The following is a 25,873-nucleotide window of genomic DNA, read 5'->3' on the forward strand; positions in this document are numbered from 1 at the left end:
ACGATGAGCGACAACGCGAATAATCAACGGCAATTACGGCTGGGCGCCATTCTGCACGGCGCATCGGGAAATATGTCCGCCTGGCGCCACCCGGACGCCACCGCCGACGCCAGCATCAACCTCGAATTTAATATCGCCTCGGCGAAAAAAGCCGAACAAGGGAAATTCGATTTCGTCTTCGTCGCCGATGGCTTATATATCAACGAAAAGTCCATTCCGCATTTTCTTAACCGTTTCGAGCCGTTGACCTTATTGGCCGCGCTGTCCGCCGCCACCGACAAAATTGGCCTGGTGGGCACGCTCTCCACATCCTACAGCGATCCGTTCACCGTCGCCCGCCAGTTCGCCAGCCTCGATCACCTGAGCAACGGCCGCGCGGGCTGGAACGTGGTGACGTCGCCGCTGGAAGGTTCGGCCAAAAACTTCTCGCGCGCCGAACACCCGGAGCACAGCCTGCGTTACCGCATCGCCGGCGAGTTTCTCGACGTCGCCAAAGGACTGTGGGACTCCTGGGAGGACGATGCCTTCGTGCGCAATAAGGCCAGCGGCGAATTTTTCCGCGCCGGGAAACTGCACACCCTCAATCATCAGGGGGAGTTCTTCTCGGTGCAGGGGCCGTTGAACATCGGCCGCACGCCGCAGGGCCGCCCGATCCTGTTCCAGGCCGGCGCCTCCGAAGACGGCAAACGGCTGGCGGCCAAGCACGCCGATGCGATCTTCACCCATCACGACACGCTGGAGCAGGCGCAGGATTTCTACCAGGACGTGAAGCGGCAGCTGGTGGAACAGGGGCGCGAACCGGACGACCTGCGCATCTTCCAGGGCGTGAGCGTGATCGTCGGCGACGACGATGCGGACGTCGAGCGCCAGTACCAAGAGACCGCCCGTCTGGTCAGCATCGAGAACGCCCTCAACTACCTGGGCCGCTACTTCGAACATTACGACTTTTCCCGCCATCCGTTGGACGCGCCCTTCCCGGACATCGGCGATCTGGGGCAAAACAGCTTCCGCAGCACCACCGACGCCATCAAGCGCAACGCCCGCGAGCGTAACCTCACGCTGCGCCAGGTGGCGCTGGAGGCCGCCTCGCCGCGCCCGGTGTTCAGCGGCACGCCGGAAGCGGTGGCGGACGGCCTGCAACGCTGGTTCGACGGCGAAGCCGCCGACGGCTTCATCATCAGCGGCGGTACGCCCAACGCCTTCGGGCACTTCGTCGATCGGGTGGTGCCCGTCCTGCAACGGCGCGGCCTGTTCCGCCAGGCGTACCACGGCGATACGCTGCGCGAGCACCTGGGCCTGAAACGTCCGTTGAACAGATTCACCCAATAATAAGATCGTTTTCAGGGATACCCGCTATGCAGAAAACCGTTACCGCCGCTCTCGTGGCGGCCTTGCTGAGCCTGACCGGCGCCGCGCAGGCGGGCACCGGCATCGATTTGCAGGCCAATGAAACCCCTATCCATGCGCCGAAAAACCCGCAGGCGATCGCCAAGCTGCCGGCCGATTTCCGCTTCGTGAAGCCGGGCCGGTTCACCGTCGCGATCGCCGCGCTCAACACGCCGCCGCTGGCGCTGTTCGCCGCCGACAACCGGCGGCTTATCGGCAGCGAAGTGGATATCGCGCAGTTGGTGGCCGACAGCCTGGGGCTGGAACTGAACGTAGTGCAAACCTCGTGGGAAGACTGGCCGCTGGGGGTGGTTTCCGGCAAGTATGACGCGGCCATCACCAACGTCACCGTCACCAAAGAGCGCAAAACCCGCTTCGACTTCGCTACCTATCGCATCGACTCGCTCGGCTTTTATGTCAAAACCGGCGGCAAGATAGCGACGATCAAACAGCCTGCCGATATCGCCGGATTAAAGATCATCGTCGGCTCCGGCACCAACCAGGAAGCCATCTTGCTGGCATGGGACAAGCAGAATCGGCAGCAGGGGCTCAAACCCTTCCAGCCGATCTACGTGACCGACGATGCGGCCGCCACGCTGGCGATCCAGTCCGGCCGGGCCGACGCCTATTTCGGGCCCAACGTGCTGGGCGCCTATAAAGCGGCGCTGAATGGCCGTACCCGGCTGGCGGGCACGGTGGAAGGCGGTTGGCCCAAGGCGGCGCACATCGCCGTCACCACCCGTAAAGGCAACGGGCTGGTGCAGGCGGTGAATGAAGCGCTGAACGGCGCGATCCGCGGCGGACAGTACGATCAGGTGCTCAACCGCTGGGGCGAGAGCGTCGAACGCCTTGCGCAGTCGGAAATCAACCCGCCCGGTCTGGGCGATTAGGAGCGCGCGATGACGCAAGACACTTTCATTCAGACGCTGCCGACCGATCCGCTGATCGCCCCGGTGATCGAGGGGCTGTTCGGCGAATATCGTCAGCGCTACGGCGACTATTTTGGTGACCAGGAACCGGAACCGCTGGACCTGTACGCGCCGCCGCAGGGCGCCTTCATCGTGCTGCTGCGCGCCGGTACGCCGATCGCCATGGGTGCCTTCAAGCGCTATGACGGGCAAACCGCCGAGCTGAAGCGTATCTGGACGCGGGGCGATCTGCGCCGCCAGGGCCTGGCGCAACGGGTGTTGCAGCAGTTGGAAACGCTGGCGCTGGCGCAGGGTTATCGCCGACTCTATCTGACCACCGGCTTTCGCCAGCCCGAAGCGGTGGGCCTGTACCTGAGCAACGGTTATCAGCCGCAGTTCGATCCCACCGTCGACAGCGAGGTTTACAGCCGCCCGCCCTACGATGGCCGCCTGCCGTTCCGCAAAAGCCTGATTGCAGAAGACGCCTGTTGTTGCGCGTCGGAAAGGAAAATCGCCTAAGGCCCCTTTATCTGTATCAGGAGACATGACATGTCCAAACAAGAAGTCTTGAAAGTGGTGCCCGCCCGCTATCCGCTGCGGCTGATCGGCGCGCTGTTTTCGCTGTTTATTCTGGCCGCCATCGTGCAATCGGTGGCGGGCAACGCGCGCTGGGAATGGGGCGTGTTCGCCGAGTGGTTCTTCGCCCCGGCGGTGCTGGCGGGGCTGGGACAGACCCTGCTGCTGACGCTGCTCGGCACGCTGTTCAGCATTCTGTTCGGCACCCTGCTGGCCCTGGCGCGGCTGTCGCGTTCTTACCTGCTGGCGTCGCTGGCCTGGGGGTATATCTGGCTGTTTCGCTCGCTGCCGCTGATCCTGGTGCTGATCATCCTGTATAACTTTTCCTATCTGTACGATGCCATCTCGCTGGGCATTCCCTTTACCTCGGTGGTGTTCGCCAGCTACCCGACCATCGATATCCTCGGCCAGTTCGCCGTGGCGGTGCTGGGTCTGACGCTGGTGCAGTCCGCCTATACCGCCGAGATCATCCGCGGCGGCATCCTGGGCGTGGATTACGGCCAGCACGAAGCGGCGGCGGCGCTGGGCCTGCCGGGCTATCGCCGCACCTTCCGCATCATTCTGCCGCAGGCGCTGCGATCCATTATTCCGACCGGATTCAACGAGATCATCAGTCTGGCGAAAGGCACCTCAATCGTTTATGTGCTGGCGCTGCCGGAGCTGTTTTACACCATCCAGGTGATCTATAACCGCACCCAGCAGGTGATACCGCTGCTGATGGTGGCCACCGTCTGGTATCTGTTCATCACCACCGCCCTGTCGGTGATCCAATACTACATCGAACGCTATTTCGCCCGGGGTGCGGTGCGCGAACTGCCGCCGACGCCCTGGCAGAAACTGGCCGGCTGGCTAAAACGTTAGGAGACCCGCATGTCTGAAGCCATTGATTATTACGCCTTGCCCGAACAGCCGGCACGCAACCTCACCCCGGTGCCGGCGCGCGGCCTGATCGAAATCAGCAACGTCAGCAAATTCTTCGGCAAACACAAGGCGTTGGACGACGTCAGCCTGACGCTGCAGCCGGGCACCGTGACCGTGATCCTCGGGCCTTCCGGCTCCGGAAAATCGACGCTGCTGCGGGCGATCAACCATCTGGAGCGCGTCGACGAGGGCTTTATCCGCATTGACGGCGACTACGTCGGCTATCGCCGCAAGGGCAACCGGCTGTACGAGCTGAAGGAAAAGGCCATCCTCCGGCAGCGCATCAACGTCGGCTACGTGTTCCAAAACTTCAACCTGTTCCCGCATCTGACGGTGCTGGAAAACATCATCGAAGCGCCGGTGGTGCACAAGATCCACTCCCGCGAACGGGCGAAAGCGGTGGCCTATGAGCTGCTGGATACGGTCGGGCTGCGCCACAAGGCGGACGCCTACCCGCGCCACCTCTCCGGCGGCCAACAGCAGCGCATCGCCATCGCGCGCGCGCTGGCTCTGAACCCGAAGGTGATCCTGTTCGATGAGCCGACCTCCGCGCTCGATCCCGAGCTGGTCGGCGAAGTGCTGGACGTGATTAAAGGGTTGGCGGATCTGGGCGTCACGCTGGTGGTGGTGACGCATGAAATCGGCTTTGCGCGCGAAGCGGCGGATCGGGTGGTGTTTATGGTCGACGGGCAGATCGTCGAGCAGGGCGATGCCAGACAGGTGCTGGCTCAGCCGCAGCACCCGCGCACCGTCAACTTCCTCAACAAAGTACTGTGAGCGTCGGGGCGCCGATGCGCCCCGCGCAGGAGCAGGTTAGAGGCCGGCGAAACGCCGCTTCTCGGCGGCGAAATCCAACGGGCGGATCCCCTGCTGGTTTTTGTCCTCTTCGGTCAGCAACGCCGGGGGAATAAACCAGGTCACCTCAAACAGCAGCCCGTCCGGGTCGTGACCATAAATGCTTTTGTGCACGCCGTGATCCTCTTCCAACCCGAGAATGCCGCGTTCGGCCAGCTGATGGCGAATGCGCTCCAGCTCTTCCAGGCTGTCCACTTCCCAGGCCAGATGATACAGCCCGGCCGGCGGCTCATGCTCCGCCGGCGGCTCGCCGTTGGCGCGAAACACCCCGGCGCGCTGCTGGCCCAGGTTCTTGCTGAACAACGCCAAATCGTGATCGTTGTCCGAGTCGGCGGCCTGGGTAAATACCGCCCGATCGGGGCTGTCGGACGGCTTCAGCTTGAAGCCCAATACCTGATGATAAAAGTCGGCGCTCTGCCGCACGTCGCTGACGTACAGCACGGCGTGATTGAGACGTTTGATGCCCATCGCTATTCCTTTTTGCGCATTGAATAAAGTCAGCATGAACATAGCATGTCGCTGGGAAGCCGCTAAATGCCGTTATCGCATGACTAAATGCCGCCCGCGCAATCTGTCGCTGCAAGGCATTCCGCGCTATCATAAGCGCTGTATTGAACCTTTTTGTGAGAATAGCGATGAACGGCAAGATAACGACTTTTTTTGAAGACAAAGGCTTCGGCTTTATTACCGACGAGAACGGAGAAAATCGTTATTTTCACGTGATTAAAGTGCAAAACCCGGAGCTGATTAAGAAAAACGCGGCGGTGACCTTCGAACCGACCAACAACACCAAAGGCCCGTCGGCTTATGCGGTCAAAGTGTTGGCGCCCAGCAAATACATCATTATCGCCAATGAAAGAATCAAGATCACCAGCATCAAGTCTTTCAATACCTTCACCAAGGAAGTGCCGGTCAAAGCCGACGTGGATAAAGAGAACACCGTGCTGTCAGTCGGCCTGCTGATGAACCGCATTCGCCCGCAGTCCGAAGACCAGGCGCAGGCCATGCAAACGCTGCGCATGCTGACCATCACCACCTTCCAGAACACCACCCATACCTTCTCCGAGCACGAGATCGACATGGATGAGACCATCAAGGCGCTGAAAAGCCTGTAAGCCTCTGCGTACAGAAAATAACCAACGAAATGTGTCGTCGCCTGTGTTAGCGTGAGTTTTCACCTGACACAGGCTATTGATATGTCCGATTCCAGCAGCGTTAAAGGTTTTATCAACCGCTCCACCCAAATCGTCTGCCCTAAATGCGGCTATGTTACCCGGCAAAAATGCGCGGCAATGCTGCAAGACGTGATACTGATTTGCCCTAATTGCGAAACCCGCTTCGAGCCCAGGCAAGGCTGAAAACGGTTAGCGGAACAGGATATGCTCAACGCTGTTGCCGTTCACCACGTTGAACGACTCCACCCGATTACGCCCCTGCGATTTGGCGCGATACAGCGCGATATCCGCCATGTTCATCAACTGCTCCAGCGATTTCACCTCGTTCATCGCCAAACTGGCGACGCCGACGCTGATGGTGATTTTCAACGTCTGCTTGCCTTCCGCCTGCAGCTCCGTCTGCTCCACCAGCCGGCGCAGATGCTCCCCCAGCGCCACGCCCTGCGCCGCCAACGCGCGCGGCAGCATGATGGCGAACTCTTCCCCGCCCAAGCGGCCGAATAGCTGATCGTGCCGCAGCTCGCGCCGCACGATGTGCGCGAACGACGCCAGCACCTGATCGCCGGCGCTGTGGCCGTGCGTATCGTTGATCTGCTTGAAATGATCGATATCGATCAGCAGTAACGACACCGCTTCTTTGGAACGGTGCTTGTGCTCCAACAGCTCGCCCGCTTTGCGCGTCATCGCGCTGCGCGCCAGCACGCCGGTCAGGAAATCGTGGTTGGCGCTGTGCTCCAGACGCCGCATAAGCTTACGGTTGGCCGCGATGGAACTGGCGAGGATCAGCGGCCCCATCACCAGCATGGCGATACCCAATCGGGCGGACATCAGCGTGTCGAGGAAGGCATTATGGTTGTTCGGCGTTTCATACAGCACCAGGTTGGCGGAGATGCTGCTGATCTCGGACATACCGGTCAACAGCGTCAGCAACGTCACGGGGAACAGCTGGTAGCGCACCGCGCACCACAGCAGCGCCGGGATCGGGAAGGCGATCGCGCCCGGCCCGCCGATATAGACGCTGAACGCCAACGACAGCAGCAGCGCCAGCAGCGGCAGGCAGCCTTTCAAGCGCCAACGCACCTGCATGCGTAACAGCTGTTTCAACCGCGGCGCCGCCATCAGCACCGGCAACAGCAGCAGGGTCGTCGAAAACTGTTCGCTGAACCAGGCCAGCCAGGCGACCACCACCGTGTTGTTGTACAGGCTATCGTTGCGCAGCACGGACAGCGTCGACGCCACCGCCGCACCGGCCAGGCTAGCGCTGAACATATAGAGTATCGCCTGGGGTTTACCCATGCGCCGTTGAGATTGCGGCAGCATCAGCATGATGCCGTAACCGACGACGATCAGCGACATGTTGCAGGCGTTCAGCCACAGCGCCAAAGACCAGCCCTCGCCGGTGCTGAGATCGGCGGCAACCATGCCCAGGTAGGTCGTGAGCCAGCCGAGTGGCGTGGCGTAAGCGGGTTTGCGCAGCAGCAGGCCGAGCAGAATCGCATTCACCGGCCAAAATAAAGAAAGCGAGCCAATCGGCCGGCTAAGAATGCCCACCAGGGAAAGTAAAAAGGCCAGCATGAAAAGATTGATAAGCTGAACCGTAAGCGGCAGGCCATGCCTGGCGTTTATTCTGGCGTTCATCGCCTCGCCCATATTTTGCTAATAACCAGAATAATAATGTGCATACTCTCTCGCCCGGCCAGTGAGGGATAATCAACCCGGATTTCAACCAAAAAAGCCAGACAAATCAATAATAAAAAGCATTAACAATTAATTAACAGACTTTTCTTAACCTAATGTGGCGGCGGCGGACTCCCCCGCATACCGTCGGAAAATAATGCTCAGCTCTGCTGACAGCATAGCGCAAAGCGTAATAGGCCGCCGACCGACGTTAATTACATTAATAAGATTGTGGTTATTGCTCGTTGAATGATATTTGAATAACTACGCGATTATTTTCCTGCAACTGGGCCGCCCGTGCAATAACAACCTAAAAAAAGCCCGCCTAAAGCGGGCTTGCTTGAACAACAGCAAATCGACAGTTACGACACAGCCATTCATTGCATGCCTGTGCTGCCATGCAGTGTAGCGGCGAAAGCTTAAGCAGACCTTAGCAACAAAAAACCCGGCCTAGGAACCGGGAATATTTGTACGAAATGCAGCGTTAGCCCAAGCAGGCTAATAACATTTCGCAGCTTACACGCCAAATGTGCAGAGAAAATGAACGCTGCACGCGGCAAGGCCTTACGCCAGTTTGGCGGCAAAGCCCGCCACGCGTTGGCCATAGAGCTTGGCGGTCGCCAAATCGCCCGACAGCATCTCGTCCACGCCGGCATCCGACGGCGTCTGCACCAACAGCCCCACCGAACCGCCCAGGTTGTTGACATCGGTACGCTGCGCCGATTTGGTGTTGGCCGGCAGCAGCCCCAAGCTGACCCACAGGCCGCCATGTTGAGAAGCCAGCGTTTGCAGCGCAATCAGCGTAACCTGCTTGTCGCCGTTCAGGCTGGCGCTGTTGGTAAAGCCGCCGAACACTTTGTCCTGCCACTTGCGGCCGAACCAGGCTTTGGAGCTGGCGTCGGCGAATTTCTTGAACTGCCAGGACGGGCCGCCCATATAGGTCGGTGAGCCAAAGATGATGGCGTCCGCCTCATCCAGCTTCTGCCACGCTTCATCGCTGATATCGCCTTCCTGATCGATAGCGATCAGTTCGGCCCCTGCGCCTTCCGCCACCACTTTCGCCAAACGCTCGGTATGGCCGTAGCCGGAATGAAACACCACTACTGTCTTCGCCATAGAAATTCTCCACTCATTGCACAGAGGCGCCGACGACGCCCATCTCGCGTTCAATCTAATCAAGCGCGCAACGGCTGAATACTGAATAAAACTGACGGTGTTATTCAAAAAAATCGCGCTACGCGCCGCCGGGTATGCGCAGATAAAAAAAATCCCGCACAAGGCGGGATAAACTTAACAGGGATGGGGTAATACACTACAGGGAATGGATAACACACAACATCATCGGGTAGAGCTACAGTACCAATCCCAATGTATAGAACTGTCATCCCCGCGTAAGTTTGCTCGGCCAGATGTAACGCCGAATGGGAAATATGACATTCCGCTCAAGGCACCACGAACAGCCTCGACTCGAAACCGCCGCTTTTGAAGGTGCCGGTGTTGACCCACCCCGGCGGCGAACGGCCGAAGTCCAGATTGAAATCCCCGCCGCTGACCAGCCAGACCCGGCGATGGCCTTTCGCTAACGCGCTGAGGTTATCGACGTAGGTCTGCGCCGCCCGATCGTGGAAAAAGGTGCCGAAGCCATAGGCATTGGGCTTGCCCGAAATGCCGTTGGGCCTGGCGGGGGTATACAGCAAGGCGCGATAGCCCTTCTTGTTGTAATACACATAGCTCAGGTAGTTGAACATGTTGCTGACCACCACCGCATCGTTGGGCTGATAGTTACTGTTGATGTAGTTCACCATCACCTTGAACTCATCTTTCTCGACCGGATAGTCGTTGCGCACGCCGCAGCCGAACAGCAGGCTGAAGAACAGCAGCAAAGAGATCCCGCGCACCCGGCTTTTCGTACCGGCGATCAGCACGCCCAATACCAGCGGAATGCCGAGCGCGGCGGAATAAAGGTAGCGATCGACAAACAGCGGCGAACGCCAGGAAATGGCGAATACCAACGTCACCGGGATCAGCATGCCGCCAAGCAGCAGCAGCGCATATTTTCTCGGCATCTGGCGCCGCCACAGCAGCAGTGAACATAAGGCGACAAACATCGCCGGCAGCAGCCAGAGAATGATCGTGGGATAGTTGCTGCCATCATGCCCGGTGAGAAAACGCCAATACATCGCCGGCAGATCGCCCCAGGCAACCTGAGGGATCCAACCGACGTCGCCGCCGACCCGCAGTTCGGCAATATGCGCCAGCAGATTGAGCAGCACCAGCAGCCAGGGAATATAGGCCACGCCAATCGCCGCATTGGCCACCCACCACGCCGGCTGCCTGATGTAACACTCGCCTTCTCGGCGGCACGACAGTGCCAACACCACCAGCCAGTGCGCGATTAGCGTGAAAATCGTGAAGTAGTGAGTATAAAAGCTCAGCGTTATCAACAGCGCATACAGCGCCAGATATCGGCGGTTATCCGGCGTTTTCAGCCACTTCGCCAGCGCCATGGCGGCGGCGATCGCCAACAGCCCCATCAGCGCATACATGCGCGCCTCCTGGCTGTAACGCACCGCCATCGGCATGATCGCCATCAGCCATCCCGCGGTCAGCGCCGCCCGCTCGTTGGCCAACCAACGGGTAAAACGCATCGCCAGCGCCACCGTCATCACGCCGAACACCAGGCTCAGCGCGCGGGCCGCCATAATGCCGTCGCCAAACAGCACCATCCAGCCATGCAGCAGCAGGTAATAAAGCGGCGGGTGAACATCGAAGGAAGCATGGTACAGCAAAGCGCCCACATCATAGCGGCTGGTCAGCACGCTGGAGGCCTCGTCGCACCAAAAATACCGATCCGTTAAGGAAATACACCGCACGATCGCCGAAAACGCCACGATCGCCAACGCGTAATGTTTGTAACCGATGCCTTTTAAGCCGTTATTGCTCAAAGAAACATTCGATACCTGTTGCAGTGACATAACCGCATTCCGCCCAAGAGAACCACACAGTGTGGAGACGCAGCGTCATCATTGCCGACGGCGGGTAAATGGCGGGTAAATCAGTGCGAAAAAATCGGCGCAATCACCGCGGCGGCGCACGGCCCTCAGCGGATTTCAACGGTGATGTCCGGGTAGGCCTTCTCCCCGTCGCTGAGGTAATGCCCCAACGCCCGGTAAGCCATGACGTACAGCACGGCGGCGCCGCACAGGCACAGCAAGGTCACGAGAAAGAATCTGGATTTGCGCACGATAGGCTCCATGGGGAAATTTTCACCTATTGTAACGCGGCAAAATAAACGAAGGTTCAATTGGCGGCGGGTCGTTTGCCTCACGCTCATTCAGAGAGACGGCAGCACGCCATATCTTCAGCATGTAGATAAGGCGTCACCCCGGCAATGGTAACGCTGGCAGCCCTCCGTTCATAGCCATCGTCTTCAAACGTACCAAGAGTCGGTCAGTGCTTCACGAGGTTCATAGAGCGGAACAGAAAACCGTTCTCTCGATTGTTGCTGTTATCCAGCCCAACGCCTGGGAGCCCATTTCGTTGCTCCAACCTTCGTTAAGCAACGAGCCGCCGATCGCTTCCATAATGTACGCATTTTTCTCTCCGCTACTCACTGAAAGTTAGCGAAGTAACACAACATGACAACGAACGCGTCTCGTTCGTGAAGAAAGATTAAGTTACCTCGTCAAAATGACTTTGAACACAACATCACTCTACCTTGTGCCGGAGACATCTTTATATACCTGATATCTCCGGCCAGTATCATACGACAACGAATCAATCAAAAATCGTTTTGAACATCGGCACCAACAGTTTATTCCCGTATTCACTTACATGATTATCATCATAATAAATAGGGCGCCCGCTATATGTGCTTTCACATTTCCCACCACTACAAATTAGTGGTAATGGATTCAGAATTTTCACGCCACATTTTTCTGCAGCTTCGTCCTGTGCTTGCCATACGAACGAATGACGTTTCATATAGTCAGCCTCCGACAGATAAATATGCGGAGCATCCTTCCCAAACATCATGGCCCGTGACAGGGTTTTAGGGACATTAGACATCATTTCCGGCATAGGCCGCATCATGAAAACAGGATGTTTGGCCGCTAACTCACAGGCAGACTCAACCAAAGATGACTTGAATTCCGCGAGGAATTCAGGCTTCGGATTCGAGCTGACCTCAGAGAAATAGACGATCGGCGTACGCATTTTTTCTTCGACATTATGCCGTCCAAAGGCATATACCGAGGTTCTGTTGATGATCACGATAGGAATAGAACTATCCAGGCTTGCCAGTTTTTTCCGTTGCCATTGATTGAAGCCATAACAATCCTGATGATCCTCAGCTTCACCAGGTACTGTTTTTGCCCGGTAGAGCGTAGGACAACCCGCATAGGTAAGATTCAACACGCCATCGTCTTTGCTTGGCAATGCCGCTTCCACGGCTGTAACCATAGCATTACCATGGCTATCACCGACGACTACCGCCTTAATTTCACTGCCGCCGAATACGCATCCCGGGGAGGTCGTGCCCGTCGTAGCGAAGCAGTCGGCGTGCTTGGGGTTGGAATTGAGACTTTCATTAGCGATAAGATCGATCTGTTCCGGTACGCGGTTGATAAAATGGTGTTTAAACATGACGACAGTAGCGGCGCAGATAATCACCATACAGGAACCGATACTGAAAACATTCCCCCAATCGCTTTGCTTAGCTAATTTCTTACGAGCCGGATTTTCAATAAAACGCAGAGAAAGCTCACCTAAAACCAAACTGAGCAGCAATCCCCCCAGCATCCATCGCCAATCTCCCGCGGTGTTGTTGTAAGCAAGAAAAACCACTATGGGCCAATGCCAAAGATAAATAGAGTACGACGAAACGCCCACCCGCTCTGCAATATAGTTAGATGTAAAAATTGATCCCTGTCTGGCCGCAGCGAGCACCAGCATCGCCCCTGCTACTGGAACCATCGCATAAGCCCCCGGCCACGCAAGCTTAGGTGTGAAAAACACGATTGCAACAACGATTAGGATGAAACCCACCAGTTCCATTATTTGAGCTTTAATTTTCGAGAAGTGACTATTCCGAGTCAACCACCATACTGCTCCACCAGCCAACATCTCCCACGCCCTTGTCGGCAACAAAAAGAACGCGGCGCTGGGTAAGGTGACAGCTAAATAGCAAGCGAGAGCAAAGGAGAGCAAAAAACCACCAAACAGGGTGAATTTCACCCCTGACGTTTTCCAAAAACGCCACACAACCAACAAAACGACGGGAAGTGCAATATAGAATTGCCATTCAACCGATAATGACCAGGTATGAAGCAACCACTTTTCATGCGATGCAGCATCAAAATAGCCAGATTCTTTCCAAAACTTTACGTTTGAAATGAACAGTACGGCAACTAACACATGCTTTGAAAGGGTATTGTAGTCTACAGAGGTGAGGAAAAACCAACCGAGAATCAGTAGGGTAAAACTCAAAGCCAACAATGCGGGAATGATTCTGCGTGCGCGAGCCAGATAGAAACGCCAAAGGGAGAAGTTGCCACTTTCTATACCAGAAACAATTATTTGCGTCATCAGGAAACCTGAGATCACAAAAAACACATCCACCCCTACAAAACCACCAACAAAGCCAGGAACGCCAAAATGGAACAGAACGACAGCGATTACTGCCCAAGCGCGAAGCCCATTGATATCATGCCGGAAAACCCTTGCATTAGAAGACATAGCAACACTCATTAATGAAGATTTATGCAGATAGCGAAGACGTCGCATTTTGCACCATGAGTAGAATTTTACCTATAGTAGCCCTCCATTAATCGGATTTTTACCACTCCGCAGGGAACCACTTTTGATAGAGGCAGCATGGCAATGGAACCTCGTCTGAGAATAAGGGCATCCTCTTAGTGAGGTTTTCTCCTAACGCTCTCTCTGCTCGCGTATGGCGCTGCATAAAAGACTTCGACGAAGTGCTCCTCCCTCAGAGACATCAGCGATAAGTTTATTTGGGTATAACCGAGTTCCCAGTAGGGTTACTAACAGAAAATACAATAAGTTGAGGGAAAGATAAGGATAAGAAGGCTTCGTAGAGATGTGTTGACTTCAAAATGGCACGCCCTATAGGATTCGAACCTATGACCTACGGCTTAGAAGGCCGTTGCTCTATCCAACTGAGCTAAGGGCGCATTGAGATGCGGCAACCTGTGGTTGCGGGTTGCGATTATACGGTCAGAGGTTAGCGAGTCAATGCCTTTTCATGACGTTACGGCGGCGACGGTGCTTTATGGCGTTTTTTCCGCCAGCGCCCGTGCGGCGGCCCGCGCTATGCTGCGTTGCGCCAGGCCGACAGCGGTATCGCCTGGCGTGCGTTCGGCCCCTTGCCGCCCATCGCCCCGCCGCAGGCAAAGGCGCGCGGACTGAACGACCGCCGTAATGTCGCCCCAATCGGCATGCTCAACCACCTGCATGTTGCAGGTCGCCTCCCCTCTTTTCCCCAGAGCGGAGTCAGGGCGTGCGCTGTTTAAAGAAGCCTGGCTCCACGGCGCCCAAGCCAGCAATAGCGCGCACCCTATCCATGCGCTGCCGTTCATGCGCACAGCTTCCGCCACAGGGCGCTCAGGCGCGCCCGCCACGACGGCGTCGCCTGGTGCTGACAAAGCTGATGCAGCGCGGTGAGTTGCTCACTGTCCGCCGGATGCAGCGAAGAGTCGAACACCGTCTCGCCAACGTGCTTAGGCTGCGCCAGTTGCTGATCAGGCTGATGATGCAACGGATAAAGCCGGGTTATCGCTCTCATGATCCTACCCTCTTTCGCCCTGTGTATGGCCCCAGCGTATGCAAATGCCGGTAAAAATGGCGTAGAGGTTCCTGAAGCCGGCATAAAAAAAGCGTAAATCGGTCTCGCCGACGGCGGCGAGGGTGATTCTGCGCCTGACAGCGCGCTCAGCTTCTGCCAGAATAGCGGCATCCCCGCTTTTCTTAATTGATGGATTTCCACACTGATGTCAGCAAAGATTATTGATGGTAAAACGATTGCGCAGCAGGTTAGAAACGAAGTGGCTGAGCAAGTGAAACAACGTCTGGCGGCCGGCAAGCGCGCGCCAGGGCTGGCGGTTGTGCTGGTCGGCGAGAATCCGGCTTCGCAAATTTACGTCGCCAGCAAGCGCCGCGCCTGCGATGAAGTCGGCTTTCTCTCCCGCTCCTACGACCTGCCCGCTGCCACCAGTGAAGCCGAGCTGCTGGCGTTGATCGACCAGTTGAACGCCGATGAGGAAATCGACGGCATTCTGGTGCAGCTGCCGTTGCCGGCCGGCATCGATAACGTCAAGGTGCTGGAACGCATCCATCCGGACAAAGACGTCGACGGCTTCCACCCGTACAACGTCGGCCGCCTGTGCCAGCGCGCGCCCAAGCTGCGCCCATGCACGCCGCGCGGCATCGTCACCCTGCTGGAGCGTTATAACATCGATACCTACGGCCTGAACGCCGTGGTGGTCGGCGCGTCCAACATCGTCGGCCGCCCGATGAGCATGGAGCTGCTGCTGGCCGGCTGCACCACCACCGTCACCCACCGCTTCACCAAGAATCTGCGTCATCACGTCGAGAACGCCGATCTGCTGGTGGTGGCGGTCGGCAAACCGGGCTTCATTCCGGGCGACTGGATCAAACCGGGCGCCATCGTAGTGGACGTCGGCATCAACCGCCTGGAAAGCGGTAAAGTGGTGGGCGACGTCGATTTCGACGCCGCCAGCGAGCGCGCCGCCTACATCACCCCGGTGCCGGGTGGCGTTGGCCCGATGACCGTGGCTACACTGATCCAAAATACCTTGCAGGCCTGCGAGGAATATCACGACGTTCAACCTAAATAAGTAAGGCAGTATGGAAATTTTCAATCTGGACAATCATCCCCATGTCGAACTGTGCGATCTGCTGAAGTTCCAGGGCTGGTGTGAAAGCGGCGGCGCCGCCAAAGAAGTCATCGCCGAAGGGCAGGTGAAAGTCGACGGTAAGGTCGAAACCCGCAAGCGCTGCAAGATCGTCGCCGATCAGGTGGTGGAGTTCGGCGGCGGCAAGGTCATGGTTAAACCCTAACCCGCAGCCATAGAAAAAGGCGCTGAATTCAGCGCCTTTTTTGTTTCCTTCTGCCGGATTACTTACGGCGCCAGGTGGTGCCCTGCGGACCGTCTTCCAGCACGATGTTCATCTCGTTCAAGCGATCACGCGCGGCATCCGCCAGCGCCCAGTCCTTGGCGGCGCGCGCTTCGTTACGCTGTTTGATCAGCGCTTCGATCTCCGCCACTTCACCGTCGTCAACCTGTGCGCCCCCTTGCAGGAACTGCTCCGGCTCCTGCTGCAGCAGGCCAAGCACGTTCGCCAGCTTGCGCAGTTCCGCCGCCATGCCGCTGGCCGCCGCCATGTCTTCCCCCTTCAGGCGGTTAACCTCGCGCGCCAGATCGAACAGCGCCGAGTAGGCTTCCGGGGTGTTGAAGTCGTCGTCCATCGCTTCGCGGAAGCGGGCTTCGAACGCCTCGCCGCCGGCCGGCGCGGCATTGGCGTCGGTGCCGCGCAGCGCGGTATAGAGGCGCTCCAGCGCGGTGCGCGCCTGCTTGAGATTCTCTTCACTGTAGTTCAGCTGGCTGCGATAGTGGCCGGACATCAGGAAGTAACGCACCGTCTCCGCATCGTAATGGCCGAGCACGTCGCGAATGGTGAAGAAGTTATCCAGCGATTTGGACATCTTCTCTTTGTCGATCATCACCATGCCGGAGTGCATCCAATAATTGACGTACGGGCCGTCGTGGGCGCAGCTCGACTGCGCGATCTCGTTCTCGTGGTGCGGGAACATCAGATCGGAACCGCCGCCGTGGATGTCGAAGTGGGTACCCAGCTGTTTGCAGTTCATGGCGGAGCATTCGATGTGCCAGCCCGGACGGCCCGGCCCCCACGGCGACTGCCAGCTCGGCTCGCCCGGCTTAGACATTTTCCACAGCACGAAGTCCATCGGATTGCGCTTAACGTCGTCGATCTCCACGCGCGCGCCGGCCTGCAGCTGCTCCAGATCCTGGCGCGACAGCAGCCCGTACTGCGGATCGCTGTCGATGGAGAACATCACGTCGCCATTGCTGGCCACATAGGCGTGATCGCGATCGATCAGGCGCTGGGTGATCTCGATGATCTCGGCGATGTGTTGGGTCGCGCGCGGTTCGCTGTCCGGGCGATCGATCAGCAACGCGTCGAAGTCGGCATGCATTTCCGCCAGCATGCGTTCGGTCAGCTGGTCGCAGGTCTCATGATTTTCCGCCGCGCGGCGGATGATTTTGTCGTCCACGTCGGTGACGTTGCGCACGTAGTTCAGCGAATAGCCGAGATAGCGCAGGTAACGCGCCACCACGTCGAAAGCGACAAAGGTACGACCGTGGCCGATGTGACACAGGTCATAGATGGTTACCCCGCACACGTACATGCCCACTTTCCCGGCATGAATGGGTTTGAATTCCTCTTTTTGACGACTCAGGGTATTAAAAATCTTTAGCATCGGGAGATTCCGTGGTGTGCGTGATAACAAAAAAGATAACCGGGCTTCAGGTTTAACGCCCGGTAGCGTATTGAAACCTGAAGCCTGATCTATTGCAAGGTTAAGGCCATGCTTTGCTGACTTCACGCGAAGAAAAAGCGCAAAATTCGCCGGCCGGCGCAAACGTTATAATATAACACAAATACAATTACCACAGACAGTGCGCGGTTGAGCCGCTGCTGACTCGCTGGGGCGGATATGTTATAAGGGCGGTCTGAATGTTCACTCGCTTTACGTGACGTCTCACTTCACCTTGTTAGGATTAAAACTATGGTTACTTTCCACACCAATCACGGCGATATCGTTATCAAGACCTTTGCTGACAAAGCGCCGGTTACCGTTGAAAACTTCCTGAACTACTGCCGCGCCGGTTTCTACGACAACACCATCTTCCACCGTGTGATCAACGGCTTCATGATCCAGGGCGGCGGTTTCGAGCCGGGCATGAACCAGAAAGCGACCAACGCAGCCATCAAGAACGAAGCCAACAACGGTTTGAAAAACACCATCGGCACCCTGGCAATGGCGCGCACCAACGATCCGCACTCCGCCACCGCACAGTTCTTCATCAACGTGGCTGACAACGACTTCCTGAACTTCCGCGGCGAAAACGTGCAGGGCTGGGGCTACTGCGTGTTTGCTGAAGTGGTTGAAGGCATGGACGTGGTCAACAAGATCAAAGGCGTGAAAACCGGCCGCAGCGGCATGCACCAGGACGTACCGGTAGAAGACGTGGTGATCAACAGCGTGACCGTCAGCGAGTAATCGCGGCTGCATGAGTACGCTGTTCATCGCAGATCTGCACTTGTGCGCACAGGAACCGGCAATCACTGCCGGTTTTCTGCGTTTTTTACGGCGCGAAGCGGTGCACGCCGACGCGCTGTACATCCTCGGCGACCTGTTTGAAGCCTGGATCGGCGACGACGATCCCGAGCCGCTGCACGCGGAGATCGCCGCGGCGCTGAAAGCGCTGCAACAGGCCGGCGTGCCCTGCTATTTCATCCACGGCAACCGCGATTTTCTGCTCGGCAAGCGCTTCGCCCGCGCCAGCGGCATGCAGCTGCTGCCGGAAGAAAAAGTGCTGGAGCTGTACGGCCGCAGGATCCTGATCCTGCACGGCGACACCCTGTGCACCGACGATCAAGCCTATCAGCAATTCCGCCGTAAAGTGCACAACCCGCTGACTCAAAAACTGTTCCTCGCGCTGCCGCTGCGCTGGCGACTGAAGATCGCCGCCAAGATGCGCGCCCGCAGCCAGCAATCCAACCAGTACAAGTCGGACGCCATCATGGACGTCAATCCGCAGGCGGTCGAGCAAACGATGCTGCGCCACGATGTGCACTGGATGATCCACGGCCATACCCATCGCCCGGCGGTGCATCGGCTGGCGTTGAGCAACGGCGAAGCCCATCGCGCGGTGCTGGGCGCCTGGCACGTCGAAGGATCGATGATCAAAGTCAGCGCCGACGCCGTCGAGCTGATCCAATTCCCGTTCTGAGTTCCGTACTGGCGCGCGGGTGAAAATTCGCGCTTTCGCCGGTGAAAACCGGCGACGCAACCGTTTTCCTCGCCGTGCGCTCATGGTATGCTCTACGCCCTCATTCGGCCCTCAGCCGACGCCAGACAAATCACAGGAGCCTTACACCCATGGGAGCCAACGCCGCTTCAGCCGCCAATGCCGGGGCTAAAATCGCAATTGTAATGGGATCGAAAAGTGACTGGGCCACCATGCAGTTCGCCGCCGAAGTCCTGACCCAGCTCGATGTCCCCTTCCATGTCGAAGTCGTTTCCGCTCACCGCACGCCGGACAAGCTGTTCAGCTTCGCCGAGCAGGCTGCCGCCAACGGCTTTGACGTGATCATCGCCGGCGCCGGCGGTGCCGCGCATCTGCCGGGCATGCTGGCGGCGAAAACGCTGGTGCCGGTGCTGGGTGTGCCGGTGCAAAGCGCCGCGCTGAGCGGCGTGGACAGCCTCTACTCCATCGTGCAGATGCCGCGCGGCATTCCGGTGGGGACGCTGGCGATCGGCAAAGCCGGCGCCGCCAACGCCGGGCTGCTGGCGATGCAGATCCTGGCGCTGCACGACGCCGCGCTGGCGCAGCGTTTGGCGGACTGGCGTCAGGCGCAGACTGAAGACGTTTTGAACCACCCCGATCCGCGGGAGGACGCATGAAGCCGGTTTGCGTATTGGGCAACGGTCAGCTGGGGCGCATGCTGCGCCAGGCCGGCGAACCGCTGGGCATCGCCGTCTACCCTGTCGGCATCGATGCCGAACCTGAGGCGGTGCCGTATCAGAACAGCGTCATTACCGCCGAGATTGAACGCTGGCCGGAAACCGCGCTGACGCGCGAACTGGCGACTCACAGCGCCTTCGTCAACCGCGACATCTTCCCGCGTTTGGCGGATCGCCTGACGCAAAAGCAGCTGCTCGATCAGCTCGGCCTGGCGACCGCGCCGTGGCAGCTGCTGGCGAGCGCCGCCGAATGGCCGCAGGTGTTCGCTGCGCTGGGCGAGCTGGCGATCGTCAAACGCCGGGTCGGCGGCTATGACGGCCGCGGCCAGTGGCGCCTGCGTCCGGGGCAGGAAGCCGAACTGCCGGCCGATGCCTATGGCGAGTGCATCGTCGAGCAAGGCATCAATTTCTCCGGCGAAGTGTCGCTGGTGGGCGCGCGCGGCCACGACGGCCGTTCGGTCTTCTACCCGCTGACCCACAACCTGCATGAAGACGGCATCCTGCGCGCCAGCGTGGCGCTGCCGCAGCCCAATCCGGCGCTGCAGCAACAGGCCGAGCAGATGCTGGCGGCGATCCTGAACGAGCTGAACTACGTCGGCGTGATGGCGATGGAGTGCTTTATCGTCGGCGATCGACTGTTGATCAACGAACTGGCGCCGCGCGTGCACAACAGCGGCCACTGGACGCAAAACGGCGCATCCATCAGCCAGTTCGAGCTGCACCTGCGCGCCATCCTCGGCCTGCCGCTGCCGCAGCCGGTGGTGAGCACACCGTCGGTGATGGTCAACCTGATCGGCACCGCCGTCAACGAACAGTGGCTGTCGCTGCCGCTGGTGCATCTGCACTGGTATGAGAAAGAGGTGCGCCCGGGCCGCAAGGTCGGCCACCTCAATCTGAACGACCCGAGCGCCGCCGATCTGCATCAGGCGCTGCAGGCGCTGGCGCCGCTGCTGCCGGGCGAATACCAAAGCGGGCTGGCCTGGGCACAGCAGAAGCTGGCTTAACGGTTTACACCGCCGAAAAGAAGAAGGTTCAGCCCAGGCTGAGCCTTTTTTATTGCCGCAAAGATCAACGCGAGCCGATATTACGCAACGGTTTGCCGGCCATCAGATTGCGCTCAATGTGTTCCAGTGAAATATTTTTGGTTTCCGGGATCAGCGCCAGCGTGATGAAAACAAACAGCACGTTAAGCCCCGCGTAAACCCAAAAGGTGTGAGCGCTGCCCAACGAATTCAGCATGGTCAGGAACGTCGCCCCCACGATCATATTGGCTATCCAGTTAGTGGCGGTGGAACAGGTGATGCCGAAATCGCGGCCTTTCAATGGCTGGATCTCTGAGCACAGCACCCAAATCAGCGGGCCGGCGCTCATGGCAAAGCCGACGATAAACATCAGCAGCATGACGATGGCGAAATATTGCTCCGCCGCCGAGTTCATGCCGATGTTCATCATGGTGCCCAGCGCCCCCATGCCGACGGCCATCACGATAAACCCAAGGATCAAAGTGGGCTTGCGGCCCCAGCGGTCAACCAGCCCAATAGCGATAAAGGTGGCCAGCACGTTGACCAGACCGACGATCACCGTGCCCCACATCTGCTGTTCCGTACTGGCGAAGCCCGCCAGACCGAAAATCTTCGGCGCGTAATACATGGTGACGTTCATCCCGGTAAACTGCTGCATCACCTGAAGAAGAATGCCAAGGAAAACCGCGCGGCGGAAATTTTTATTGCCTTTGAACAACGCCCAACCGCTTTGCTTCAGTTTGAGGCTTTCACGAATTTCATTCAGCTCATACTGCGCCTGGGCACTGCTGTCGCGCAGCTTCTCCAACACCTGACGCGCTTGCTCATGGCGATTACGCGAGGCCAACCACCGCGGGCTGTCAGGCAAAAAGAACACGCCGACCAACAACAGCCCGGCCGGGATGGTGATGACGCCCAACATCCAGCGCCAGGCGCCGGTATAGCTGAATGCCGTATCAGACAGGTAAGCGGCCAGAATGCCGATGGTGATCATCAATTGATACATCGAGATCATGCTGCCGCGGATTTTCTCCGGCGCGATTTCAGAAAGATAAATCGGCGCGGTATAAGAAGCGATCCCCACCGCCAATCCCAGCAGAATACGTGAAACGATCAACACCTCCACGTTGGGAGCGAACGCAGAACACAGCGATCCCGCCACGAAGAGGATTGCGCCGATCATCAAACTGTATTTGCGCCCCAGCCGGAAGTTCATCCAGCCGCTGCCGATGGCGCCGACGGCGGCGCCAAACATCATTGAGCTGACCACCCACTCCTGCTGAGAGCTGGTGATCTGAAAAGTATCGGTAATAAACGGCAGGGCGCCGGCGATCACGCCGATATCAAGACCGAACAGCAGGCCGGCCAAGGCGGCTAAAAAACAGACGAAAAAAGTCATGCCGACATGAGTCGGGCTTTTCTCCGCCGGTGTCACTTTGACGGTATCGCTCATACAGCCTCCAGGAGAAAACGGTCATCAGTGTGCGACATGATAGGAGGCAATGCGTCGGAGATAAGTGAGTGCGATCACATTAGTGAAAACGGTTACATTCCATTAAATCTTTTTAGGCCGTTTTTTATGGCGGATGAATTCACTTAATACATGCGTAACCCTCTAAATCAATGCGTAAAACAGGCGAAGTCAGCCAACTATCCGCTACACCGATGACCAATGGCAAACGTATCGATATGACATAAATGTAATCGATTTCACAATGAATGGGCATGAAGAGGAATTGCGCCAGTGACGCGCGAAAGAAAATCGGCAGGCCCGGCCACGCTTGGCGGCAACGGGCCTGCGATCGCCAGATCAGCCATCATAACTGCGGAACAGCGCCCGGCCGCGCAGCAAGCGCACGCCCAGCCAGCCGCCGCACAGCGACAGCAGCAGCGCGCTGGCCAGCGGCAGCGCCCACCACAGCACCGGCGTCGGCGTCCACGGGAAGTCGAACACCCGGCTTTGCAGCAGCCACAGCGCCGCCTCGGCCCCCACCGCCGCCGCGATGCCCGCCACCAGCCCCAGCAGGGCAAACTCGCACCACAGCGTGCGGCGCAGCAGCCGTTTACCGGCGCCCAGCGTGCGATAGACCACCAGCTCCTGCCGCCGCTGACGCATGCCGACCTGCACCTGCGCCAGCAGCAGCAGGCCGCCGCACAGCACCACCAGCACCACCATCACCTCCAGCGCGCGGCTGACCTGTTGCAGCACGCCGCCGACCTGTTTCAGGATCGCGCCGATGTCCAGCAGGCTGAGCGTTGGGAACTGGCGGTTGAGCTGGGTCAACATCCGGCCATCGCCGTCGTAGCGGAAGCTGGTGAGCCAGGTCTGCGGCTGGCCGTCCAGCGCGCCCGGCGGGAAGATAAAGTAAAAGTTCGGCTTCAGGCTTTCCCAATCCACCTGGCGCAGGCTGGTGACTTTGGCGCTGAACGCCTGGGTATCGCCGCTGAAGGTCAGCGTGTCGCCCAGCTTGATCTTCAGCCGCCCGGCGATGCCTTCATCCATCGAGACTTCGCCGCTTTTCGGCGGCCAATTGCCCGCCACCAACGGATTGTGATCCGGCAGCTCGGCCAGCCAGGTCAGGTTCAGCTCACGGTTCACCGCCTCGCCGCCCGGATCGTCCTCATGCACCCGTTCGGTCGCCACCTGCTGGTTTATCTCGGTCAGGCGCACCCGGACGATCGGGTAATAGGTTTCCGGTTTGATCTGGTGCTGCTGCAGGAAAGTTTTCACCTGCGGCACCTGCGCCTCGGTCATGTTGAGTAGGAAATAGTTCGGGCTGTCCGGCGGCAGCTGTTGCTGCCAGCGTTCGAGCAGATCGCCGCGCAGCACCAACAGCAGCGCCAACAGCATGAACGACAGCGAGAACGCCGCCAACTGGCTGATGGTCACCCACGGCTGATGCAGCAGGCGGTTGACCGCCAGCCGCAGCGCCAGACTCTTGAGCGTGATGCGGCGCAACAGCAGCAGGCTGCCCCACCCTATACCGCCCAGCAGCAGCGCCAGCACCGCCATGCCCGCCAGGATCGCCCACAGCAACGTGCTGGCTCCCATCAGCAACACCAACAACGCGACCACGATCGCCGCCGTCACCGGCAGGAAGTAGCGCAGCGGCCAGACGTTGGCTGCCACATCGCGACGCAGCACCCGCAGCGGCTGGGTGGCCAGCAACTGGCGATACGGCCGCAACCCGACCAGCAGCGAAATCAGCACCAGCGCACCGAGCGCCCACAGCCACGGCCAGACGCCGGCGGCGGGCAACGCGGCCGGCAACACCGGCTTCAGCAGGCGAATCAACAGCGCCTCGAACGCCAGCCCGATCGCCCCGCCGCACACCGCCGCCAGCGCCATCACCGCCAGCCACTGGCCGACGATCAATTTGCGCAGCGCGCCGCGCCCGGCGCCAAGGGTTTTCAGCACCGCGATCAGATCGTAGCGGCTGCGGCAATAGTGGCTCATCGCCACCGCCACGGCGGCGATCGACAACAGCAGCGTCAGCAGGGCCGACAACAGCAGGAACTGTTGGGAGCGCTGCAGCGACTTGCCGAGCGCGCTGCCGGACTCCTGCAGCCCGAACCAGCGCTGATCCGGCGTCAACTGCGGCGTCAGCCGTTCTTCGTAACGTTGAATATCCGGCTCGGCGCCGGCGAACATGTAGCGGTAGGTCAGGCGGCTGCCCGGCTGCACCGCGCCGGTCTTATCGACGTCCGCCAGGTTGATCATGATGCGCGGCGCGGTCTGGAATGGATTGAAACCGGCGTCCGGCTCCTGAATGATTTCACCGGCGATGCGCAGCGTGGTGTCGCCCACCTCCAGCGAATCCCCCACTTTCACGTTCAGCAGCGCCAGCAAACGCGGCGCCACCAGCACGCTGCCCGGTTCGGGCTGGATGTTGGCCGGGCGCGTTTCCAGCTTGCCGTACAGCGGATAGGCCAAATCGGTGGCTTTCACGTCCGCCAGCTGCGGCCGATCGCCGGCATAGGTCATGGTGGTGAACGACAGCTGACGGCTCACCTTCAGCCCTTGTTGCTGCGCGTCCAGCAGCCAGCCTTCCGGCACCGGATGCGCGCTGCGCAGCACCCGATCGCCGGCGATAAAATCGCGGCTCTGCTGGCTGAGCCCTTTGTCCATGCGATCGCTGATGCTGCCCAGCGCCAGCACGCAGGCGACGGAGAGCGTCAGCGCCAGCCACACGATCAGCAGCGACGGCGAGCGCCATTCGCGCCAGAACCAGCGCCAGATCATGCTTCCTCCCACAGCTTGCCTTCGCGCAGCCGCAGCCGCCGCTGGCAGCGCGCCGCCAGGGTTTCGTCATGGGTCACCAGGATCAGGGTGGTGTCAAAATCGCGGTTGAGGGAAAACAGCAGGTCGGCGATGCGATCGCCGGTCTGACGATCGAGGTTGCCGGTCGGTTCATCGGCGAACAGCACCCGCGGTCGGCCGCTGAAGGCGCGCGCCAGCGCCACGCGCTGCTGCTCGCCGCCGGACAGCTGCGCCGGCAGGTGATCGAGCCGTTTCCCCAGCCCCAACTGCTCGAGCAGCTGCACCGCCTGCTCGCGGCTCTGTCTGTCGCTCTCGCCGCGCAACAGCGCCGGCAGTTGCACGTTCTCCAGCGCGTTCAGCGTCGGCACCAGCATGAACGACTGAAACACGAAGCCGACATTCCTGGCGCGCAGCGCGGCGCGCCCCTCTTCGTCCAGCGCGGTCAGCGACTCGCCGAGCAAGCGCACCTCGCCTTCGCTGCCGTCATCCAGCCCGGCCAAAATGCCCAGCAAGGTCGATTTCCCCGATCCGGATTCGCCGATCAGGGCGATCGTCTGCGCGGGTTTGACAAGCAGCTCGACTCCGGTAAGGATGGTGAGCTGATGCTCACCCTGACCAACGTGTTTACTAAGATGATGAACTTCAAGAACGTTTTCCGCTGGCATCTTCCCTTCCTTTTGCTGTTGGGATTATTCAGTTTACGCGCTGCCGCCGCCGATACCTTGTTGATTTTAGGCGACAGTTTAAGCGCCGGTTACCGCCTGCCGATCGAGCGGGCGTGGCCGACGCTGTTGGCCGAACAGTGGCAGAAAAAACCGGGTGCGCCGCAGCTGGTCAACGCCAGCATCAGCGGCGACACCGCCGCGCAGGGGCTGGTGCGTCTGCCTGCGCTGCTGAAACAGCATCAGCCGCGCTGGGTGCTGATCGAGCTGGGCGCCAACGACGGCCTGCGCGGCTTCCCGGCGCAGGACGTACAGCGCGATCTCGGCCAAATCATCACGTTGGTGCAGCAGGCCGGCGCGCAGCCGCTGCTGATGCAGATCCGCATCCCGCCGAACTACGGCCGCCGCTATACTGAAGCGTTCGCCGCCGTCTACCCGGCACTGGCCAAGCAGTTCAACATTCCGCTGCTGCCGTTCTATATGGAACAGGTGGTGGTGAAGCCGGAATGGATGCAGGATGACGGATTGCACCCCAATGGGGACGCCCAGCCGTTTATCGCCACCTGGATGGCGGAGCGCCTGGAGCCTCTAGTAAAGCATGAGTCTCACTAAATT

Annotated in this window: 26 protein-coding genes and 1 tRNA gene; 14 read left to right on the plus strand and 13 right to left on the minus strand. The window is 59.1% G+C overall.

The window, feature by feature from the left end:
- Window positions 1–3 precede the first annotated feature (3 nt).
- From J0X03_RS18100 to J0X03_RS18120, 5 genes are read left to right on the plus strand one after another with little or no spacing between them, the layout of a single operon-like run.
- Window positions 4–1,329 carry an LLM class flavin-dependent oxidoreductase gene (locus J0X03_RS18100; protein WP_042783837.1) on the plus strand — a complete coding sequence of 442 codons (1,326 nt, stop codon included), beginning with the start codon at window positions 4–6 and terminating at the stop codon, window positions 1,327–1,329.
- Window positions 1,330–1,355: 26 nt separating this feature from the next.
- Complete coding sequence (locus J0X03_RS18105) at window positions 1,356–2,276, plus strand: ABC transporter substrate-binding protein (RefSeq protein WP_033642151.1); 921 nt, start codon at window positions 1,356–1,358, stop codon at window positions 2,274–2,276.
- 9 nt (window positions 2,277–2,285) lie between these two features.
- Window positions 2,286–2,813 (plus strand): GNAT family N-acetyltransferase, encoded by a 528-nt coding sequence (locus J0X03_RS18110; protein WP_047025715.1) that lies wholly within the window; start codon window positions 2,286–2,288, stop codon window positions 2,811–2,813.
- 30 nt (window positions 2,814–2,843) lie between these two features.
- Entirely contained in the window at window positions 2,844–3,731 is an 888-nt protein-coding gene (locus J0X03_RS18115; RefSeq protein WP_004940038.1) for an amino acid ABC transporter permease, read from the plus strand.
- 9 nt (window positions 3,732–3,740) lie between these two features.
- Window positions 3,741–4,568: an amino acid ABC transporter ATP-binding protein gene (locus tag J0X03_RS18120; protein ID WP_015376924.1), complete on the plus strand. Its 828-nt coding sequence runs from the start codon at window positions 3,741–3,743 to the stop codon at window positions 4,566–4,568.
- Between the two features lie 36 nt (window positions 4,569–4,604).
- On the opposite strand, the gene J0X03_RS18125 is transcribed toward J0X03_RS18120, so the two are convergent.
- A complete protein-coding gene (locus J0X03_RS18125; RefSeq protein WP_015376923.1) occupies window positions 4,605–5,114 on the minus strand; it encodes a VOC family protein in 510 nt (169 codons plus the stop codon).
- A 167-nt stretch (window positions 5,115–5,281) separates the two neighbouring features.
- Here J0X03_RS18125 and J0X03_RS18130 point away from each other — a divergent pair, with 167 nt between their 5' ends.
- Together J0X03_RS18130 and J0X03_RS24210 are read left to right on the plus strand one after the other, a co-directional pair.
- Window positions 5,282–5,761, plus strand: coding sequence for a cold-shock protein (locus J0X03_RS18130; RefSeq protein WP_004940042.1), 480 nt, complete (start codon window positions 5,282–5,284; stop codon window positions 5,759–5,761).
- An 81-nt stretch (window positions 5,762–5,842) separates the two neighbouring features.
- Window positions 5,843–6,004 carry a YnfU family zinc-binding protein gene (locus J0X03_RS24210; protein ID WP_015376921.1) on the plus strand — a complete coding sequence of 54 codons (162 nt, stop codon included), beginning with the start codon at window positions 5,843–5,845 and terminating at the stop codon, window positions 6,002–6,004.
- 6 nt (window positions 6,005–6,010) lie between these two features.
- Here the strand turns inward: J0X03_RS24210 and J0X03_RS18135 are convergent, their stop codons facing one another.
- The 8 genes from J0X03_RS18135 to J0X03_RS18170 form a co-directional block, all read right to left on the minus strand.
- Complete coding sequence (locus J0X03_RS18135; RefSeq protein WP_033644213.1) at window positions 6,011–7,459, minus strand: GGDEF domain-containing protein; 1,449 nt, start codon at window positions 7,457–7,459, stop codon at window positions 6,011–6,013.
- Window positions 7,460–8,062: 603 nt separating this feature from the next.
- On the minus strand, window positions 8,063–8,614 hold the full coding sequence (locus tag J0X03_RS18140) for a flavodoxin family protein (protein WP_033642149.1): 552 nt from the start codon (window positions 8,612–8,614) through the stop codon (window positions 8,063–8,065).
- Window positions 8,615–8,940: 326 nt separating this feature from the next.
- On the minus strand, window positions 8,941–10,473 hold the full coding sequence (locus J0X03_RS18145) for a glycosyltransferase family 39 protein (protein ID WP_160204036.1): 1,533 nt from the start codon (window positions 10,471–10,473) through the stop codon (window positions 8,941–8,943).
- Between the two features lie 125 nt (window positions 10,474–10,598).
- The gene (locus J0X03_RS18150) at window positions 10,599–10,742 is read right to left on the minus strand and encodes a hypothetical protein (protein WP_162837200.1); all 144 of its coding nucleotides are present in this window, start codon (window positions 10,740–10,742) and stop codon (window positions 10,599–10,601) included.
- 533 nt (window positions 10,743–11,275) lie between these two features.
- Window positions 11,276–13,234, minus strand: a complete 1,959-nt coding sequence (locus J0X03_RS18155) for an acyltransferase family protein (protein ID WP_160204035.1) — start codon at window positions 13,232–13,234, stop codon at window positions 11,276–11,278.
- 381 nt (window positions 13,235–13,615) lie between these two features.
- A tRNA-Arg gene (locus J0X03_RS18160) sits at window positions 13,616–13,692 on the minus strand.
- A 96-nt stretch (window positions 13,693–13,788) separates the two neighbouring features.
- Complete coding sequence (locus tag J0X03_RS18165; RefSeq protein WP_046688391.1) at window positions 13,789–14,097, minus strand: hypothetical protein; 309 nt, start codon at window positions 14,095–14,097, stop codon at window positions 13,789–13,791.
- Window positions 14,094–14,303, minus strand: coding sequence for a hypothetical protein (locus tag J0X03_RS18170; protein WP_033651127.1), 210 nt, complete (start codon window positions 14,301–14,303; stop codon window positions 14,094–14,096). Before J0X03_RS18170 ends, J0X03_RS18165 begins: the two co-directional genes overlap by 4 nt.
- A 205-nt stretch (window positions 14,304–14,508) precedes the next feature.
- Between J0X03_RS18170 and folD the strand changes: the two genes are divergently transcribed.
- Together folD and ybcJ are read left to right on the plus strand one after the other, a co-directional pair.
- Window positions 14,509–15,375, plus strand: coding sequence for a bifunctional methylenetetrahydrofolate dehydrogenase/methenyltetrahydrofolate cyclohydrolase FolD (folD, locus tag J0X03_RS18175; protein WP_004940177.1), 867 nt, complete (start codon window positions 14,509–14,511; stop codon window positions 15,373–15,375).
- A 10-nt stretch (window positions 15,376–15,385) separates the two neighbouring features.
- Window positions 15,386–15,598 carry a ribosome-associated protein YbcJ gene (gene ybcJ / locus J0X03_RS18180; RefSeq protein WP_033642141.1) on the plus strand — a complete coding sequence of 71 codons (213 nt, stop codon included), beginning with the start codon at window positions 15,386–15,388 and terminating at the stop codon, window positions 15,596–15,598.
- Window positions 15,599–15,656: 58 nt separating this feature from the next.
- Here ybcJ and cysS read toward each other — a convergent pair whose 3' ends face one another.
- A complete protein-coding gene (gene cysS / locus J0X03_RS18185) occupies window positions 15,657–17,042 on the minus strand; it encodes a cysteine--tRNA ligase (protein WP_033642140.1) in 1,386 nt (461 codons plus the stop codon).
- Between the two features lie 309 nt (window positions 17,043–17,351).
- Here cysS and ppiB point away from each other — a divergent pair, with 309 nt between their 5' ends.
- The 4 genes from ppiB (at window position 17,352) to purK (ending at window position 20,317) form a co-directional block, all read left to right on the plus strand.
- Window positions 17,352–17,846, plus strand: a complete 495-nt coding sequence (gene ppiB, locus J0X03_RS18190; protein WP_016928800.1) for a peptidylprolyl isomerase B — start codon at window positions 17,352–17,354, stop codon at window positions 17,844–17,846.
- Between the two features lie 10 nt (window positions 17,847–17,856).
- Window positions 17,857–18,579 (plus strand): UDP-2,3-diacylglucosamine diphosphatase, encoded by a 723-nt coding sequence (locus tag J0X03_RS18195; protein WP_149543000.1) that lies wholly within the window; start codon window positions 17,857–17,859, stop codon window positions 18,577–18,579.
- A gap of 149 nt (window positions 18,580–18,728) precedes the next feature.
- Window positions 18,729–19,253 carry a 5-(carboxyamino)imidazole ribonucleotide mutase gene (purE, locus tag J0X03_RS18200; RefSeq protein ID WP_004940188.1) on the plus strand — a complete coding sequence of 175 codons (525 nt, stop codon included), beginning with the start codon at window positions 18,729–18,731 and terminating at the stop codon, window positions 19,251–19,253.
- Window positions 19,250–20,317 (plus strand): 5-(carboxyamino)imidazole ribonucleotide synthase, encoded by a 1,068-nt coding sequence (purK, locus tag J0X03_RS18205; RefSeq protein WP_069100256.1) that lies wholly within the window; start codon window positions 19,250–19,252, stop codon window positions 20,315–20,317. Before purE ends, purK begins: the two co-directional genes overlap by 4 nt.
- A 64-nt stretch (window positions 20,318–20,381) precedes the next feature.
- On the opposite strand, the gene J0X03_RS18210 is transcribed toward purK, so the two are convergent.
- From J0X03_RS18210 to ybbA, 3 genes are all read right to left on the minus strand, one after another.
- Window positions 20,382–21,788, minus strand: a complete 1,407-nt coding sequence (locus J0X03_RS18210) for a sugar porter family MFS transporter (RefSeq protein ID WP_033642138.1) — start codon at window positions 21,786–21,788, stop codon at window positions 20,382–20,384.
- Between the two features lie 357 nt (window positions 21,789–22,145).
- On the minus strand, window positions 22,146–24,578 hold the full coding sequence (ybbP, locus tag J0X03_RS18215) for a putative ABC transporter permease subunit YbbP (RefSeq protein ID WP_033642137.1): 2,433 nt from the start codon (window positions 24,576–24,578) through the stop codon (window positions 22,146–22,148).
- Window positions 24,575–25,261: a putative ABC transporter ATP-binding protein YbbA gene (ybbA, locus tag J0X03_RS18220; protein WP_004940192.1), complete on the minus strand. Its 687-nt coding sequence runs from the start codon at window positions 25,259–25,261 to the stop codon at window positions 24,575–24,577. Before ybbA ends, ybbP begins: the two co-directional genes overlap by 4 nt.
- Here ybbA and tesA point away from each other — a divergent pair.
- Window positions 25,232–25,870 (plus strand): multifunctional acyl-CoA thioesterase I/protease I/lysophospholipase L1, encoded by a 639-nt coding sequence (gene tesA, locus J0X03_RS18225; RefSeq protein WP_160880182.1) that lies wholly within the window; start codon window positions 25,232–25,234, stop codon window positions 25,868–25,870. The genes ybbA and tesA overlap by 30 nt on opposite strands.
- Window positions 25,871–25,873: the final 3 nt, after the last annotated feature.

The sequence above is a fragment of the Serratia ureilytica genome (assembly GCF_017309605.1).
Classification (GTDB): Bacteria; Pseudomonadota; Gammaproteobacteria; order Enterobacterales; family Enterobacteriaceae; genus Serratia; species Serratia ureilytica.